At 34.6% G+C, this 15,466-nt stretch carries 15 protein-coding genes, 1 tRNA gene and 1 pseudogene; 10 read left to right on the top strand and 7 right to left on the bottom strand.

The genetic code is table 11. The features are described 5' to 3' along the window. The first annotated feature begins 64 nt into the window (after positions 1-64). A protein-coding gene (locus J678_RS23370) for an IS3 family transposase (protein WP_085944219.1) occupies positions 65-1,209 on the top strand; the annotation gives its coding sequence in 2 pieces (ribosomal slippage) (positions 65-329 and positions 329-1,209; 1,146 coding nt in all). A 51-nt stretch (positions 1,210-1,260) separates the two neighbouring features. Here the strand turns inward: J678_RS23370 and J678_RS20625 are convergent. Then, positions 1,261-1,434, bottom strand: a pseudogene (locus J678_RS20625) (LysR family transcriptional regulator); the annotation flags it as partial. 95 nt (positions 1,435-1,529) lie between these two features. Between J678_RS20625 and J678_RS20620 the strand changes: the two are divergent. The 3 genes from J678_RS20620 to J678_RS20610 all read left to right on the top strand — a co-directional run bounded on the left by J678_RS20620 (position 1,530) and on the right by J678_RS20610 (position 4,707). After that, on the top strand, positions 1,530-2,462 hold the full coding sequence (locus J678_RS20620; RefSeq protein WP_017392886.1) for a DMT family transporter: 933 nt from the start codon (positions 1,530-1,532) through the stop codon (positions 2,460-2,462). Positions 2,463-2,576: 114 nt separating this feature from the next. Then, the gene (locus J678_RS20615) at positions 2,577-3,041 is read left to right on the top strand and encodes a hypothetical protein (protein WP_002049801.1); all 465 of its coding nucleotides are present in this window, start codon (positions 2,577-2,579) and stop codon (positions 3,039-3,041) included. Positions 3,042-3,291: 250 nt separating this feature from the next. Next, a complete protein-coding gene (locus J678_RS20610) occupies positions 3,292-4,707 on the top strand; it encodes a purine-cytosine permease family protein (protein WP_017392887.1) in 1,416 nt (471 codons plus the stop codon). Between the two features lie 60 nt (positions 4,708-4,767). Here J678_RS20610 and J678_RS20605 read toward each other — a convergent pair whose 3' ends face one another. Next, positions 4,768-5,205, bottom strand: a complete 438-nt coding sequence (locus J678_RS20605; RefSeq protein WP_002050023.1) for a PACE efflux transporter — start codon at positions 5,203-5,205, stop codon at positions 4,768-4,770. A gap of 89 nt (positions 5,206-5,294) precedes the next feature. On the opposite strand from J678_RS20605, the gene J678_RS20600 reads away from it, so the two are divergent. Continuing rightward, on the top strand, positions 5,295-6,194 hold the full coding sequence (locus J678_RS20600; RefSeq protein WP_016805604.1) for a LysR family transcriptional regulator: 900 nt from the start codon (positions 5,295-5,297) through the stop codon (positions 6,192-6,194). Positions 6,195-6,780: 586 nt separating this feature from the next. Here the strand turns inward: J678_RS20600 and J678_RS20595 are convergent. Then, on the bottom strand, positions 6,781-8,013 hold the full coding sequence (locus J678_RS20595; RefSeq protein WP_017392888.1) for an integrase family protein: 1,233 nt from the start codon (positions 8,011-8,013) through the stop codon (positions 6,781-6,783). Between the two features lie 160 nt (positions 8,014-8,173). On the opposite strand from J678_RS20595, the gene J678_RS20590 reads away from it, so the two are divergent. Then, positions 8,174-8,250 (top strand) — tRNA-Ile (locus J678_RS20590). 187 nt (positions 8,251-8,437) lie between these two features. On the opposite strand, the gene J678_RS20585 is transcribed toward J678_RS20590, so the two are convergent. Further along, positions 8,438-9,301, bottom strand: coding sequence for a hypothetical protein (locus J678_RS20585; protein ID WP_004887549.1), 864 nt, complete (start codon positions 9,299-9,301; stop codon positions 8,438-8,440). Between the two features lie 277 nt (positions 9,302-9,578). Here J678_RS20585 and J678_RS20580 point away from each other — a divergent pair, with 277 nt between their 5' ends. The 3 genes from J678_RS20580 (at position 9,579) to J678_RS20570 (ending at position 11,805) form a co-directional block, all read left to right on the top strand. Continuing rightward, the gene (locus J678_RS20580; protein ID WP_004709201.1) at positions 9,579-10,139 is read left to right on the top strand and encodes a TetR/AcrR family transcriptional regulator; all 561 of its coding nucleotides are present in this window, start codon (positions 9,579-9,581) and stop codon (positions 10,137-10,139) included. Between the two features lie 208 nt (positions 10,140-10,347). Then, on the top strand, positions 10,348-10,893 hold the full coding sequence (locus tag J678_RS20575; protein WP_017392889.1) for a 1-acyl-sn-glycerol-3-phosphate acyltransferase: 546 nt from the start codon (positions 10,348-10,350) through the stop codon (positions 10,891-10,893). Positions 10,894-11,055: 162 nt separating this feature from the next. Next, positions 11,056-11,805 carry a YebC/PmpR family DNA-binding transcriptional regulator gene (locus J678_RS20570; RefSeq protein ID WP_002050219.1) on the top strand — a complete coding sequence of 250 codons (750 nt, stop codon included), beginning with the start codon at positions 11,056-11,058 and terminating at the stop codon, positions 11,803-11,805. A gap of 42 nt (positions 11,806-11,847) precedes the next feature. Here the strand turns inward: J678_RS20570 and J678_RS20565 are convergent, their stop codons facing one another. Then, a complete protein-coding gene (locus tag J678_RS20565; protein WP_002050132.1) occupies positions 11,848-12,318 on the bottom strand; it encodes an Lrp/AsnC family transcriptional regulator in 471 nt (156 codons plus the stop codon). A gap of 344 nt (positions 12,319-12,662) precedes the next feature. Between J678_RS20565 and J678_RS20560 the strand changes: the two genes are divergently transcribed. Then, the gene (locus J678_RS20560) at positions 12,663-13,979 is read left to right on the top strand and encodes a DcaP family trimeric outer membrane transporter (protein WP_212753009.1); all 1,317 of its coding nucleotides are present in this window, start codon (positions 12,663-12,665) and stop codon (positions 13,977-13,979) included. Between the two features lie 50 nt (positions 13,980-14,029). On the opposite strand, the gene J678_RS20555 is transcribed toward J678_RS20560, so the two are convergent. Together J678_RS20555 and J678_RS20550 are read right to left on the bottom strand one after the other, a co-directional pair. Next, complete coding sequence (locus J678_RS20555) at positions 14,030-14,773, bottom strand: amino acid ABC transporter ATP-binding protein (RefSeq protein ID WP_002049786.1); 744 nt, start codon at positions 14,771-14,773, stop codon at positions 14,030-14,032. 13 nt (positions 14,774-14,786) lie between these two features. Further along, positions 14,787-15,464: an amino acid ABC transporter permease gene (locus J678_RS20550; protein WP_002049960.1), complete on the bottom strand. Its 678-nt coding sequence runs from the start codon at positions 15,462-15,464 to the stop codon at positions 14,787-14,789. Positions 15,465-15,466 lie beyond the last annotated feature (2 nt).

The following is a 15,466-nucleotide window of genomic DNA, read 5'->3' as shown; positions in this document are numbered from 1 at the left end:
GGAAATTTGAACAACACTTATAAGTGATATTTTGCTCCCCAAATGATGTTATAAACATCAATATATGGAGTATTTTATGGCACGTAGACCAAGAAGAAATCATTCAAATGATTTTAAAGCTAAGGTAGCACTTGCTGCGATTAAAGCAGAAAAAACACTTGCTGAATTGAGTGCTGAATTTGATGTTCATCAAAACCAAATTATCGACTGGAAAAATCAACTGATTTCAGCTTCCTCGCAAGCTTTCGATCAATCAAAAGCTCCAACAGAACCACCCATCGATCTAAAAAAACTACATGCAAAAATCGGTGAGCAGGCATTAGAAATTGATTTTTTAGAAGGTGTGTTGAAGAAACTGGGCCGCTTCAACCACAAAAGTTAATCGATGACTCACTTCAGATTTCAGTATCTAAGCAAGCTCAGCTGCTGAAAGTCTCCCGTGGTTGTTATTACTATCGCCCAAAACCTGTGAGTGCATCAGATCTGAAGCTGATGCGGTGTATGGATGAGTTACATATGCAATACCCTTTTGCAGGTAGCCGTATGATGCGTGATTTGTTGAATCGTCAAGGACATCATATAGGACGACGTCATACACGTACTTTAATGAAGAAAATGGGCATTAATGCGTTATATTGCAAACCAAATTTAAGCCAGGCTAATCAAGCTCACCGCAAATATCCATATCTGCTCAAAGGATTGGCTATTCAGCGCAGTAATCAAGTGTGGTCTACGGATATAACGTATATCCCTATGGCAAAAGGCTTTGTTTATTTATGTGCTGTGATTGATTGGCATAGCCGCAAGGTACTTGCGCATAGAGTATCGATTAGTATGGAGGTTACATTTTGCATAGAAACATTAAATGAAGCTATTGAAAAATATGGTCGACCTGAAATATTTAATACAGACCAAGGCAGTCAGTTTACCAGTGATGCATTTATTGATGTATTGAAATCAAATGACATCCAAATCAGCATGGATGGTAAAGGTCGATGGGTTGATAATGTGATGGTTGAACGATTATGGCGGAGCGTTAAATATGAAGAGGTGTATCTCAAAGCCTACAGCAATGTTTTGGATGCGAAGAAGCAATTAAACGCATATTTTGAATTTTATAATTTGAAACGACCTCATTCGAGTCTGGACAAAATGACTCCAGATGAGTTTTACTATGACCAGCTACCACAACAAAATAAGGTAGCTTAACTAGAGCAGAGTATCACTTATAAATAAGCTTTTAGTTGTTCAAACATGTGGGACCACCTCTGTGCGGGGTCTACGATCAACTAATTTTAATTTTAAGCTCTGTTCTAACTGAGCAATTCTTCTTGCAACAGTGGCATGGTCAACCCTTAACTTTCTTGCCGCAGCTGAAAGTGATTTTTCTTCAGAAAAAACTGAAAAGTAATGTAAATTTTCCCAATCTATCATTGTGCAAATTTTCACATTAGAGATGAATTAATATGGAATTGTACACCTTTAAGTGATTACTCAGAATAGAGACATTCTTTTTTCGGAGCCCTATCATGAATAAAACGGTGGTTTATGCCTACACAGGTGTTGTAATAACGATGCTTTTTTGGGGCTCAGCATTTAATGCGATGTCTTATATTATCCAATCGATGCCTCCTCTTTCGGCAGCAGCTGAGCGTTTTACGCTTGCAAGCCTTGCTCTATTTATTATTTTTGCGGCCATGGGAAAATTACGTTGGGCTACTTTTCAGCAGAATTTATTTATCTATCTTATTATTGGAATTATAGGGATTGCTGGTTTTAATATAGGTTGTTTCTATGGCTTGCAAACAACATCAGCAGTCAATGGTGCCTTAATCATGGCAACCACACCATTGATCACTCTACTGCTAGCAATTTTACTTGATGGAGAAAAATTAACACTTCCTAAATTTATCGGAGTTGTATTTGGTTTAAGTGGTGTGCTTTTCGTTATTAGCCATGGGCATATTTCCACGTTACTTCATTTAAAAATAGCAATTGGTGACTTTTATATCTTACTTGGTGGTATCAGTTTTTGTTTAGCCAATGTGTTATCACGCCGGTATGTAAAAAATGCTACGCCTCTAGAAACTACAACGTTCTCTATGCTGTTCGGTGCTTTGACTCTAATCATATTAAGTCTAATTTTCGAGCAACCATTTAAAGCAGTTGTTATGGCGCCTATTACTGCACACTTAGCTATGGGATACGTCATTATTTGCTCTACTATGATTGCTTATTTATTTTGGTTTAATGGCATTCAAAAACTAGGCGCAGGTAGAGCATCAATCTTTTTTAACTTTGTTCCAGTTTTTAGTATGTTAGTTGCAATGTTAGCTGGTCAAACACTTAATATCTGGCAAATTATAGGTACTGCTTTAGTTATGCTAGGCGTGCTAAGTAGTAGCGGCTTTATTCAAATTAAACGCCGTCCTGCACTTATAACCAAGCCTTGTACTAAATAGTGATCACACAAATTCATCTTAATTATTGCGTTGTAACAAACAATGTATGTTTCTTTAAAACTTAACAAATGGCTGCCATATATAGTTTTAAAATCACAACAAGGAGAAATTAAAATGAATTTGGATTTTACAACAATCGAAAAACAGGCCCAATTGCTCAAAGAAGAGCAAGAGAAATTAGAACAGAAAGATCATGATTTTCAGTTAGCTTTAGACAAGCACCGAGAAGCATTAAAAGACTTATTTAAAGAACTGTTTCACGATCGAGAAATTAAAACAGAAAAAGGAGGTCAATTTTGTGTCATATTTGGTGATTTTAAAATTTCTTTATTGATTGAAACAGCCAAATTTGAAAATGGTGTGCCCGTTAAATTAAACTCTGTGAACCCAATTATCGTTAAATTTAAGAAAGATAAACCAGTTGCCAAAGCTCAATTTTCCGATGCGACGCAATATCTAGATAGTGCATTTCAAACACCGCATTATCAGTACTACTATAAGCACGATGATAAAACCCAATTAGTTCAATTTTCGGAGTTACCCGTATTTTTTCAAGCCATTCTTGATGCTGAAGTCTAATTATCTGCCCTCATTAGAGGGCTTTTTTTATAGATTTTATTTACCGCTCACTTTCTCATCTTTATAAAAACACTCACCTCACCAGTCTACTGTTCTCACCACATCTAAATTTATGAGTACAAAAAATTAAAGCAATGATTTACCGAAACCATTGCTTCTTTTTGAAATAGCTTGTATATACATGTTTATATTTGTTTGTACAAAATGGATTCTAATAAAAGAAAAGCTCTTAAAGGATAAGGAGAGTGTTATGGACTCATCAACTGGAACATCGAAAAGTGGGTTTGTTGAAAACCGAAGTATTGACTTTATTCCTGAAAATGAAAGGCATGGCAGTATATTCGCCCAATTTACACTTTGGTTTGGTGCCAATTTACAGATTACAGCTATTGTCACGGGTGCATTAGCTGTCGTATTAGGTGGTGATGTATTTTGGTCAATCATTGGCTTATTTATTGGACAATGCTTTGGTGCTGCTGTCATGGCTTTGCATGCAGCTCAGGGACCCAAACTTGGCCTTCCCCAAATGATTTCCAGTCGGGTTCAATTTGGAGTGTATGGTGCATGTATTCCCATTATTCTGGTTTGCCTGATGTATATTGGCTTTACCGCAACTGGTGAAGTACTCGCTGGTAAAGCAATTGCACACCTTGCACAAGTCAGTAATACAACAGGTATTTTAATCTATGCTTGTTTTATTATTTTATTTGCAACTATTGGCTATCGCTTAATTCACTGGGTAGGAAAAGTCGCAAGTGTCATAGGATTAATAGCTTTTATTATTATCCTTACTCAAATTTTAGCTCTCTCGAATATTTCAGAATTGCTTGCTGTACGCCATTTTAGCTGGCCATCTTTTTTATTGGCAGTTTCTCTTTCTGCTTCTTGGCAAATTTCATTCGGACCTTATGTAGCAGATTATTCTCGTTATTTACCTACAAAGACCTCTTCAAATCGGGTGTTTTGGGCAGTTAGCCTTGGGTCTTTAGTTGGCTCACAAATTTCTATGACACTTGGTGTATTGATTGCTCAAGTATCAAATGGTGGTTTTGTCGGTAATGAAGTTCAGTATGTTGTAGGTATGAATCCAATCGCTCTTGTGATTACTTTCTTATATTTTAGTATTGCATTTGGAAAGGTCACTTTATCCACACTCAATGCTTATGGCAGTTTTATGTGTATAGCAACCATTTGGAATAGCTTTAAACCAACTGGACAGATTTCAAAACTGACCCGACTTGTCATTGTTCTTGCAATGGTTCTGATCTCGACATTTATTGCAGTTGTAGGTGAACACACCTTCTTAAGTGCATTCAAAGCTTTTATTTTATTTCTTCTGACATTTTTCATTCCTTGGAGTGCAATTAATTTAGTTGATTATTATTTTATTTCTAAAGAAGAATGTGATGTAGACGCACTATATGACCCAAATGGTAGATATGGGCGCTGGAACACCATTGGTATAGCTTGTTATTTTATTGGCATATTACTTCAACTGCCCTTTATCGATAGCAAATTTTACAAAGGCCAAATTGCCGAAATGTTAGGTGGAATTGATTTATCCTGGTTAGTTGGATTGTTATCGACTGCACTTTTATATTATATGCTCGCAAAAAGAGCTCAAACAAAGGTTTCAAAAAATCTTGAGCTTGAACAAATCAAATAGTTTTGCAAGAGATATCAAAGTTAACTCAACAATACTTTGATATCTCTTTAAAATTTTCTTCTATTCTTGAACAGTATTTACTTGTGCAGAAGCAGGTAATCCGAATAATTTATCGAATGTCCAGTTAAATATAAATGTATAAATTGGAATGATAATAATAAAGGCAACATCTAACCAAAATGCCGCAACAAGAGAAATATCCATCCACCATGCAATCAGCGGAATTAAGAACATCACTAAAGTGATTTGGAAACCGATCGCATGCGCGATTCTACGTTTAACAGTGCGTGACTTATTCTCTTGTCGTGCTTCCCATTTTTCGTAAAGAATGTTGTAAATAAAATTCCATGTTACCGCAATTGTCGTAATCATGACTGAGAGCGGTCCCGTGTGCTCTACACTATCTCCGGCCAAAAGAGCTAAACCTACTGATGAAATCACCATTCCAATAATTTCATATGAGGACACATAAACAATACGACGCTTTAAACCTTGCATAACCAATCATCTTTTCTTACTTCTTTTTATTTTAGTTTCAGTTAAAATCACATATAAAGTTAACAGCTTTCAGTTTCACTGATATCAAAATGAATTTTAATAGCGAAAATATAGAGCTTTTCTTAAGTGTACTTGATACTGGATCTTTCTCGGCAGCGGCACGTAAGTTAAATCGAGTACCCTCCGCCGTGAGCATGGCTGTTGCCAATATTGAGGCAGAACTTGGTTACCTTTTGTTTGAACGTACTCACCGTAAAGTCATTCCTACTTCAGCGGCTTTAGCATTAGAGCCCCAAGCACGTATTATTGCTGAGCAGCTTAGGTTATTAAGTACCCATGCCTATGAGCTTTCGCTAGGACTTGAAAGTAAATTAAAAATTGGTGTTGTTTCAGATGCAAATACCAATTTACTTTTTAAAGCGATAAAAAAACTGGCTGATAAATTTCCCTTACTTAATGTAGAGATTATTACAGCCCCCCAAGACGATATTCTAAATTTGCTCTATACAGAAAATATTAACCTTTGTCTGGCAGGTTCTGATCTCAATATAAAAATGCGTGAAAGCTTACAATTAGTGATGAATGAAACTCTAGTTGCTACAATTTCTGTTCATCACCCACTTTTAAAACAAAATGATAAGTTAATCTCTATTGAAGAATTAATTAATGTTCGACAAATTGTAGTTGCAAGTAGTGAATTAAACATACAGGATTCACGTTCAATTGTTGGAGCAATGTACTGGAAAACCAATAGTTTACAGACCGCGATTAATATGGTTGAGGCTGGTTTAGGATGGGGAAATTTTCCTTTATCTTTGGTAAAAGAAAAAATTGAACAAGGACATTTAGTTCAACTAGATTTTAAAAATACAAAAAATCATTTACCTCTATCTATCTATCTCATCTGGCTCCAAGATAAACCATTATCAAAAGCAGCAAGAGAACTTGTTCAAATGATTCAAGCAAATTTATCTCATGCTGCTTATTAAAAACCGCCCTATAGGCGGTTTTTAGTGCTTATTTAGATTTATCAGCTTCAGCTTTATCATTTTTATGCTTATAACAATAGCCAAACATTGCACCTGCGCTGAAGAAAAACATTGCTTTTAACATGATGACACTCCTATGCCTCGTTTAGTGAAAATTAAACTTAGCATTTAGGTGTGTTTCACTTTGACTACTATTTAAATCAATTTTGTTCATAATGAAAATTTACGTGTCAATCTTTTTCAATTTATTAAAAAAACCAAAAAAACTATTTATTTGATTCTATTAGATTAATTTTTTAAGAGATTTAGACTTGAGTTATCAATTAAAACAAAGCAAAAAGCCTATTCATGGTGAATAGGCTTCTTACTGTATTTCAGGACTAAGCAATAATAATTATCAAAAATACTCCACTACTGTATAAATTCCAAGTGTTTTAGTCAAGTATAAAATTCATCAATTACAAATAGTTGTAGGAAGTGTGAAAGAATATTCATTCTGTGTTTTACTGATAAAACTTACTGTAAAGTTATACTAATTTTAGAACCGGTCGTAGTCTTATTTTTTAATTTGCGAACTTCAAAATTTTTATAGATTGATAGTAATAGATTTAATAAATTTATCTCTATATGAACCCAGAATAACTTGTTCTAGTCTATTCATTCTATTACGCATATCTTGAAAGTGAACCACATTGTTAGATTCTAATATTTTCTCTTTCTCGTCTGCCTTTCTAATAAATAGTGGTTTATCACTTAAGTTATCTTCAAAAAATTTAAATGTTCTCCGTAAATCTTGAAAAGTAAAAGAGATATTACACTGCCCTTCTATTTTTTTTCGGAATTTTGAAATATTAACAATATGGCCAGTTTTAGACTTCACAGATGGGAACACCCATTCTTCATTAATTTTCATTTTACGGTTTTTCATTAGATGCCAAAGAAAATCACCCATATAAAGTTTATAGCACTCATTATTATAAGTATTTATAAAAGAAAGACTTCCTTCATCTAAGTCTAGATCTTCCCAACGTAAGCATTCACATTCATTTCTAAAAAGCCCTGTTAAAACAAGAGTTAATAAAAAGTCCTTATTTGTTTCATTTTCTTGGCCCCGACCCTCATATTCAATAATTGCGTGTACCCATTTTTCTAAATTTTCTCTATGAATATAGTTACTTCGTCTTGAAACTGCTCGCCAACGTTGTTTTGAATTTAAAAAATTAACTGGGTTCATCGCAGATATGATGAGCTCTTTACTTCTGTCTTGATAATACTTAACCGAAAAACGATAAATAGCTCGAAGTACTCGCATAGATAAGTTCGCTTTGGCATAACTAATTTTAGATAATTGAATATACTTATCTTCAACCATCTGTTCAGTAATATCAGTAAGTTTAAGCTCCCTCCAATCCATTAAGTATTTTTCTATGACATCTCTATAATCAACTAGTGTTCTGTCTTTTAGTTTGTGTTGATTGATATATGTTTGAAAAGCTTCATCGAGACTAGGCTGGTTAATTTTCTTATCTAAATTATTTTTTAATATTTTATTATTTTTGCTAATTAAATAATTGTTTTCAGTTAAATCTTTTAACTTCTGCTGAGCAAGTATACGAGCTTCTTCAAGAGTAATTTTTTCGTAATCTCCTAATTTACAACGTATTGCTCTACCTTTTACTTTCTTTTCTACAATATAGGTTTTATATGAATTATTTACACGAATAGCAAAACCAATAATCTCACTGTCTCTATAAATTGCTGGAATGAGTTTAAGTTGATCGATAAATGACTTAGTTAGCTTTACTCGTGAAGTGCTCATAAGCTAGAATCCCTAGCGCTTGTGATAATTAACAATATAGCAAAATATTTTTCAGGTCTACTGCACACCTACTTTTGAAAAATACTTGTGTTTAATAAAAAAATTGATTAGTATTGCAGGCACTGAAAAGCCTTGAGATTAAAAGCTTTTCTTATTTATAGGGCCTATAGCTCAGTTGGTTAGAGCAGCGGACTCATAATCCGTTGGTCCACAGTTCAAGTCTGTGTGGGCCCACCAAATACAAACCCCAAAAACTATAAGTTTTTGGGGTTCTTTAATTTTAGATATACAGTCCACTATCACTACATTATTCAAAAATTGTTCGATTAAACTTAAAGAAATCTTTTCCTATTTCCATATTCTTAAACATTCCTTTTAATATTTTGATTATTATTAATTATTAACTTAATTATTTGATCTATTTTTAGGCTAAATTTTGTTGAGGCATTGATTTCGAGTTTTCCATTTGAACATCCCAAAACTTTTTCCATAAATCACAGTATTCGAGACATAAGTTTTCTAAACGAATATAGTCTTCTTCTGTACAAGCTTGCATCAAAATAAACCAAAGGTCTTCTTCATGGTCATCATCTGCTGCCTCAGCAGTTTTGTCTTCAGAGACGCCATGAACATGGTAATATCCACCCCCCTCAACCTCTATACCAACAGCACTTGTTGCTCTACGTAAAGGTGGACTATATAAAATGACTTCTTCTTCAGCTACTGCCAATAAAGCTGAAACAGCTTTATAGTCGTTATAAGAGTTTTCTAAAAATTCTCTTACTTGATGTGCAATGCTGGTCGGTTTATAACTTCGGCGCTCTTCCTCAGTTACGCCAAAATCATTAAGCACATCTTCGAATAAAGGATAATGGGCATATTCAGGGTTTCCCTGATAGTAACCATCTCGATCGGCTCCAGGACGGAATCCAAACTCATCAAATATATTCAGGCTTAAAAGAAAACGCGGGAACATCTTTGCACCGGCATGCAATCTCGGCTCTAACTGCTTAGTTTGATACTGAGCCATTAATAAAGCATCTGTAAATGTTTGTACGATTGCATGACGATACTCTAAATGAATACGCTTTAAATTTTCTTTATTAATTTCTCCGTTATTTAAAGTTTCAATTGCAGGATGATGAGATACTGGATGTTGCGCAATCTTCGCTCTTAATTGAGTTAAAAAGTTAAGATTTTTATCCCAAAGTTCAGCTGAAATGCTTTGTTTCATCCCTGCGAGTGCCTTTTTCCTAGGATTATTAAAGTTCTCAAATTTTTTAGGCATAATCCACTCTCGTTAAACTTATTAAAGTTTTTTGGTTTTCCATATTTTATTTTAAAAACAAAGAGTTATACCAAAAATAAAACTCCTTTTATCAAAAATCCATATTAGAATTAAAATCATACGAAATCAAATAGAATATTTAAAAAAAGTTAAAAATAATGCCTATTATTTTTATAATATTAACTTGAATCAAATTATGTTTTTGATTATGATCAAATTGATTAAAAATTTAAAATCTATGTAAAGTAATAATTAGTTTTAACTAAATGGAATAGTAATGTCAAAAAAAGAAGATATTATAAATACTGCTTTGGATCTTTTTAACCAAATTGGTTATAACGCTACAGGCGTAGATAAAATTATTGCTGAATCAAACGTCGCGAAGATGACTTTCTATAAATACTTTCCCTCTAAAGAAAGTTTAATTATGGAGTGTCTGCATCATCGAAATATTAATATACAAAATTCAATTTATGAAAAATTAAATTTACATCCAGATGCTGAGCCGCTTGAAAGAATACATCTTATTTTTAACTGGTACATTGACTGGATCAATAGTGAAAACTTTAACGGTTGCTTGTTTAAGAAGGCATTTATTGAAGTATCTAAACAATACACTTCAATTCGTGAACCATTTCAGGAATATACAAATTGGCTTATCAATTTACTCAATAGTTTATTAGTAGAGTTAGATATTAAAGACCCTACTCCACTTACTCATATCATCATCTCGATTATTGATGGGATTATTATTGATGGAACCATTGATAAAGAATTGATTGATCCTGTAAAAAAATGGAGATATATCGAGTATTTAATTAAAACCGAGAATTCATAGTATTTTTAATATATAAAAAATTACTTTAAATTGATTTATTATATATTTTCCTATTACGGATTTAAAATATAATATTAATAAATATAAATTTTATTAAATATTTCAATTTAAAAATTAAAATAAATAAAGTTTAACATGTTGATAATTTTCTACCCTTTTAGACCAACTCATATTAGAATTCCGCAACCTTATTGTCTCCCACGTCTCTATGAAAAAGTTTTTAGGCAATTCTATCTTCAAAGCAGTTGGTTGGACCTATGATGTAGATCCTACAATTCTTGAAAAAAAACAAGTAATTATTGGGTTCGAGCACACTTCTAACCTTGATGCGATCTTATCAATCGCTCTGTTTCAAATCTTAGATTTAAAAATTCATACGCTAATTAAAAAAGAGCTTTTTAAAGGCCCAATGAAGCCCATACTTGAAAATCTAGGCGGTATTCCGGTAGACCGTAAAGCAAGTAAAGATATTGTTTCTCAAATGGTCGAAAAATTTCAAAGTAATGATTCATTCAACCTAGTGATTGCTCCTGAAGCAACTCGTGCAAAAGATGGATCTGAGCGCAAACCTATTCGTACAGGTTTCTGGCATATTGCAAAAGCTGCGAATGTTCCAATTGTACTGATGTATGCAAATGCAAGAACAAAGAAAGGTGGTATTTTAGGTAAAATTTACCCTTCAGATTTGCAAAAAGATCTTGAAACAATTAAAGAACTTTATGCGCAATATGATATTGATGTGAAGATTAACTAATTTGTTCTGTAAGCGCTTTTAAGACTAATTTTTTACTTAAATTTAGGCCTTCTAAGCGTTGCTAATTGGTTAACAAAACATAGGACAACAGTTTTCAAGAAAACCATGCCTATGATAATATTCTGTCACTTTTGCATTTTTTAATTTTTGGAGTTCACTTCCATGGCGGGTCATTCTAAATGGGCCAATATTAAGCATCGTAAAGCTAAACAAGATGCAAGTCGCGGTAAAGTTTTTACTAAATATATTCGTGAAATTGTGACTGCTGCCAGACTTGGTGGTGGAGATGCTGCTAGCAACCCTCGCCTTCGTGCTGTTGTTGAAAAAGCACTTTCAGTCAACATGACACGTGACACCATTAACCGTGCAATCCAACGCGGTGTGGGTGGTGAAGACAATGACGATTTAAAAGAAGTAACTTACGAAGGTTATGGCGTTGGTGGTGTTGCTGTCCTTATTGAAACAATGACAGATAACCTCAACCGTACAGTTCCAGATGTACGTCACTGTTTCAGTAAAACAAATGGTAACTTAGGAACTGCTGGTTCTGTATCTTATCTATTTACTAAACGTGGTGAAATTACTTTTGAAGATGTTTCTTTAGAAGACAAAATCATGGAAGTAGCTTTAGAAGCAGGTGCAGAAGATATTGAAGTTTCAGAAGATGAAATTTTAGTAATTACTTCACCAGAGACTTTTGGTGAAGTTCAAGATGCTCTTGCTGCCGCAGGTTTAAAATCTGATAATGCAGAAGTTGTGATGAGTCCATCAACAAAAGCTGAGATTACAGATATTGACCAAGCAAAACAAATTCTTAAAATGATTGATATGTTTGAAGATCTTGATGATGTACAAAACGTTTATACAAACGTTGAATTCTCGGAAGAAGTTTTAGCTCAATTAGATGCTTAAACCAAACATTGAAATTAAAAACGCACCAATTGGTGCGTTTTTTTATAGTTTATTTAATAAGTTATAACAGTTAAATACATTGTACTCTTTGATGACAAAGCTCGAATGTAGAGCGACTACATTGTCAATTTTACCAATGCGTCTTAATAAAATTTCGCTATAGTCATCCATATTGCGCGCCACTAATTCAAGAATGAAGTCAGCACTTTGACCCGTAACTAAAAATGCATTTGTAACTTCAGGAATGGCTTCAATTTCAGAAAGAAATTTATCGAATGTTTCACTATCATGTTTACTTAAAGAGACTTGTAGCAAAATATGCAAAGTAAACCCTAGTTTGCTAAAGTTAATTTCTCTTTTAAGCTGCCCCATGATATTAGCTTCAATCAAATGCTTAATACGGCGATGGACAGAGCTAACTGAAAGATTAATCCGTTCTGAGAGCTCATTCAAATTCAGGTCTTCATGAGACAAAATTTCCAGAATTTGTTTATCAAAACGGTCAAGCTCCATCCTTTTCTCCAAATAGCATTTTATATAACTTAACAGTATATCCTAAAGCCAAGCCCACTTTAAAAATCAAACCCGATTAAAAGTAGGAATAAGCTTTCCTTTAATATCTTGAATCAAGTCTGTGCCTGTTAACTGTGCAGTAGCATGGCATTTATAGCGCATTTGAAATCGCTATAGCGTTATATTTTTTCAATGTTTCACTTAGCACATCAGCAAAAGTATATCTTATTTCAAAAATCTCAAGCTTTATTTAATAAAATCAATAGTTTTAAAATTTTTTAAAAAGTTGGCACTGTTTTTGTTATGCACATACGGGAAAACTTTATCCGATGTGGGGAATGCTTGTGAAAAATATCAAAACTTTAGTTCTAGCGATGACTACTATTAGCCTAACAGGTGTAGTTATGCCTGCTCATGCTGCTACTGATGCAGAAGTTAATGCTTTACGCGATGAAGTAAAGGAGTTGAAACAACTCGTCCAGAAACTATCTGATCAACAAAAAACAGCACCTGCAGTAAATACTCCAACAGTTTCACAAACGACAACCGTAGCTAGCTCACCAGCTCCTCAGAGCAAACCAGGTTGGATGCAAATGCCTGATGGACAGACTCAAGTTAAGCTTTATGGAAATGTACGAGTAGATGCCACTTATGATTTTAAAGGTTCAAATGGAAGTATTTCAAATGCAGCCAACTATCCTTTAAACAAAGATGATCCAAGACAGGACTCGCTAAATGTATCTGCAGCAACCACACGTATTGGTTTAGATATCACCCGACCTACGCAATATGGCGATTTAACCGGAAAAATTGAAGCCGACTTTATGGGCGGTAATGGTGACAATGGTAGTGGAACTTTCCGTGTACGCCATGCCTATATGTCTTTAGGTAAATGGTTAGCAGGTCAAACCACTTCACCCTTTGTAAATACGGACACATCCCCAGAAACATTAGACTTTACTGGCGCAGTTGGTACAGGAACAACGCGTACAGTACAAGTTCGTTATACACAGCCTATTGATGCACAACAAAAAATATTATTTGCTTTAGAAGGTGGTGATGTTGAAAAAGTAGGAAATGTGGCGGGGGGGAGCCGCTTCCCCCCTCTAACCACTCGATATGATTTTAAAACTGCTGATAATAAAGGCTTATTACAACTTCATGGACTTGTTCATGAAAACCGAGTAGCACCTAAGGATAGTACATCTGAAGAAAAATTTGGTTGGGGTGTCGGCATAGGTGGAAAATATGATATTACCCCTCAAGATAGCGTAGTTGCCAACTATTATCATGTTAAAGGTGATGGACGATATTTGTCTTATAGCAACTCTGCCTACGCATATGACACGGCGGCTCAAGACATCCAATTAGGTGAATTTGATAGCGCAGTGATCGGCTATCAACGTAAATGGAATCCAATATTACGCTCTACTTTCGCAATTGGCGGAGTCCAATATAAAGATGACAACACATACGCAAATAGTAATTTGAATAATACCAGTTATAACAAGGAAATTTATAATGCACTGGTAAACCTAATCTGGAACCCTGTTAAGAATATTGACTTAGGTGCAGAATATACTTATGGCCAGCGCAAAACATTTGCAGATGATAAAGGCGATTACTCACGCATAAATTTATTAGCAAAATATAATTTCTAAAAACTTAGAAATAAAAAAGAGCCTTTATAGGCTCTTTTTTATTGTTGTATTTAATGCATTGCCTGAATTTTCTGCAAGAAAAGTTTAGCACGCTCATGACGAGCTTCTAAATTATCAAAAAATTCATTGGTTGGACAATCTTCAAGAATTTTACCTTCATCCATGAAAATTAAACGGTTAGATACGCGTTTAGCAAAGCCCATTTCATGGGTAACACACATCATGGTCATACCTTCATGAGCAAGTTGCACCATAACTTCAAGCACTTCACCTACCATTTCCGGGTCTAGTGCGGAAGTAGGCTCATCAAACAACATACAGACTGGGTCCATCGATAAACCGCGAGCAATTGCAACACGTTGCTGCTGGCCACCAGAGAGTTGTCCTGGAAATTTATCTTTATGAGCAAGTAACCCAACTCGTTCTAAATACTTAAGTCCCTTTTCACGCGCTTCGGCAACTGAACGTTTTAATACCTTCACTTGAGCAATGGTTAAATTTTCCAAAACAGTCATGTGCGGAAAAAGCTCAAAGTGCTGGAACACCATTCCTACACGAGAACGGAACTTTGCAAGATCAGTTTTCGGATCTTTTAAGGAAACCCCATCAACAATAATGTCACCTTGCTGAAATGGTTCTAAAGCATTTACAGTTTTAATGAGCGTTGATTTTCCTGAACCAGATGGCCCACAAACAACAACGACATCACCTTTTTCAATACTCGTCGTGCAATCTGTTAAAACCTGAAAATCACCATACCATTTAGAGATATGTTGGATGTCTATCATTGGCATTTAAAATCTCCAATTAGCGAATGATGGCAATTTTTTTCTGTAAACGTTTGACTAATTGCGATAGCACAAACGAGCTACAGAAATACACCACAGCGACGATTAAGTAGAATGTTGCTTTCGTTTCAGGGCCATATGTATTAGCCAATGTATCTGCACGACCTAAGAAGTCCGGAGCACTAATAACATAAACTAATGACACATCCTGAAACAGAATAATAGTTTGAGTGAGTAATACTGGGAGCATATTACGGAAGGCCTGCGGTAACACTACATAACGCATAGATTGTCCATAGGTAAACCCTAAAGCGTAGCCTGCATTGACCTGACCTTTTGAAATAGACTGAATACCGGAACGTACAATTTCCGAGAAAAATGCAGCTTCAAAAATAGCAAAGGTTACAACACTCGAAAATAATGGTCCCCAATAAGTATCTGATTGAAACTCAAATATTTTTGGTAACAAAAAATAGAAAATAAAGATGACCTGAATTAATGGAATACCACGAAATAGATCTACATAGAACTTTGCAAAGTTACTTGCAATGGTGCTGTTAGATAAACGCATCATTGCTAATGGAGTTCCAATCAGGATCCCCCCCATCATCGCAAGCACCGTTACCGTAAGCGTGAAGATAAAACCTTCTTTTAATGCAGCAATAACATCAGGGTTATGTAGTAGAGAAAAATCCATAA

The organism is Acinetobacter sp. 1424608 (assembly GCF_000588255.1).
Taxonomy (GTDB): Bacteria; Pseudomonadota; Gammaproteobacteria; order Pseudomonadales; family Moraxellaceae; genus Acinetobacter; species Acinetobacter nosocomialis.
This window is presented reverse-complemented; position numbering and strand designations above follow the sequence as displayed.

What these genes read in the sequence shown, in the direction of transcription:
- J678_RS20615 (WP_002049801.1), top strand. Translation starts at nt 2,577, where the DNA reads ATGAATTTGGATTTTACAACAATCGAAAAACAGGCCCAATTGCTCAAA.
- J678_RS20585 (WP_004887549.1), bottom strand. Translation starts at nt 9,301, where the DNA reads ATGCCTAAAAAATTTGAGAACTTTAATAATCCTAGGAAAAAGGCACTC.
- J678_RS20610 (WP_017392887.1), top strand. Translation starts at nt 3,292, where the DNA reads ATGGACTCATCAACTGGAACATCGAAAAGTGGGTTTGTTGAAAACCGA.
- J678_RS20595 (WP_017392888.1), bottom strand. Translation starts at nt 8,013, where the DNA reads ATGAGCACTTCACGAGTAAAGCTAACTAAGTCATTTATCGATCAACTT.
- J678_RS20575 (WP_017392889.1), top strand. Translation starts at nt 10,348, where the DNA reads ATGAAAAAGTTTTTAGGCAATTCTATCTTCAAAGCAGTTGGTTGGACC.
- J678_RS20550 (WP_002049960.1), bottom strand. Translation starts at nt 15,464, where the DNA reads ATGGATTTTTCTCTACTACATAACCCTGATGTTATTGCTGCATTAAAA.
- J678_RS20565 (WP_002050132.1), bottom strand. Translation starts at nt 12,318, where the DNA reads ATGGAGCTTGACCGTTTTGATAAACAAATTCTGGAAATTTTGTCTCAT.
- J678_RS20555 (WP_002049786.1), bottom strand. Translation starts at nt 14,773, where the DNA reads ATGCCAATGATAGACATCCAACATATCTCTAAATGGTATGGTGATTTT.
- J678_RS20600 (WP_016805604.1), top strand. Translation starts at nt 5,295, where the DNA reads ATGAATTTTAATAGCGAAAATATAGAGCTTTTCTTAAGTGTACTTGAT.
- J678_RS20620 (WP_017392886.1), top strand. Translation starts at nt 1,530, where the DNA reads ATGAATAAAACGGTGGTTTATGCCTACACAGGTGTTGTAATAACGATG.
- J678_RS20605 (WP_002050023.1), bottom strand. Translation starts at nt 5,205, where the DNA reads ATGCAAGGTTTAAAGCGTCGTATTGTTTATGTGTCCTCATATGAAATT.
- J678_RS20570 (WP_002050219.1), top strand. Translation starts at nt 11,056, where the DNA reads ATGGCGGGTCATTCTAAATGGGCCAATATTAAGCATCGTAAAGCTAAA.
- J678_RS20580 (WP_004709201.1), top strand. Translation starts at nt 9,579, where the DNA reads ATGTCAAAAAAAGAAGATATTATAAATACTGCTTTGGATCTTTTTAAC.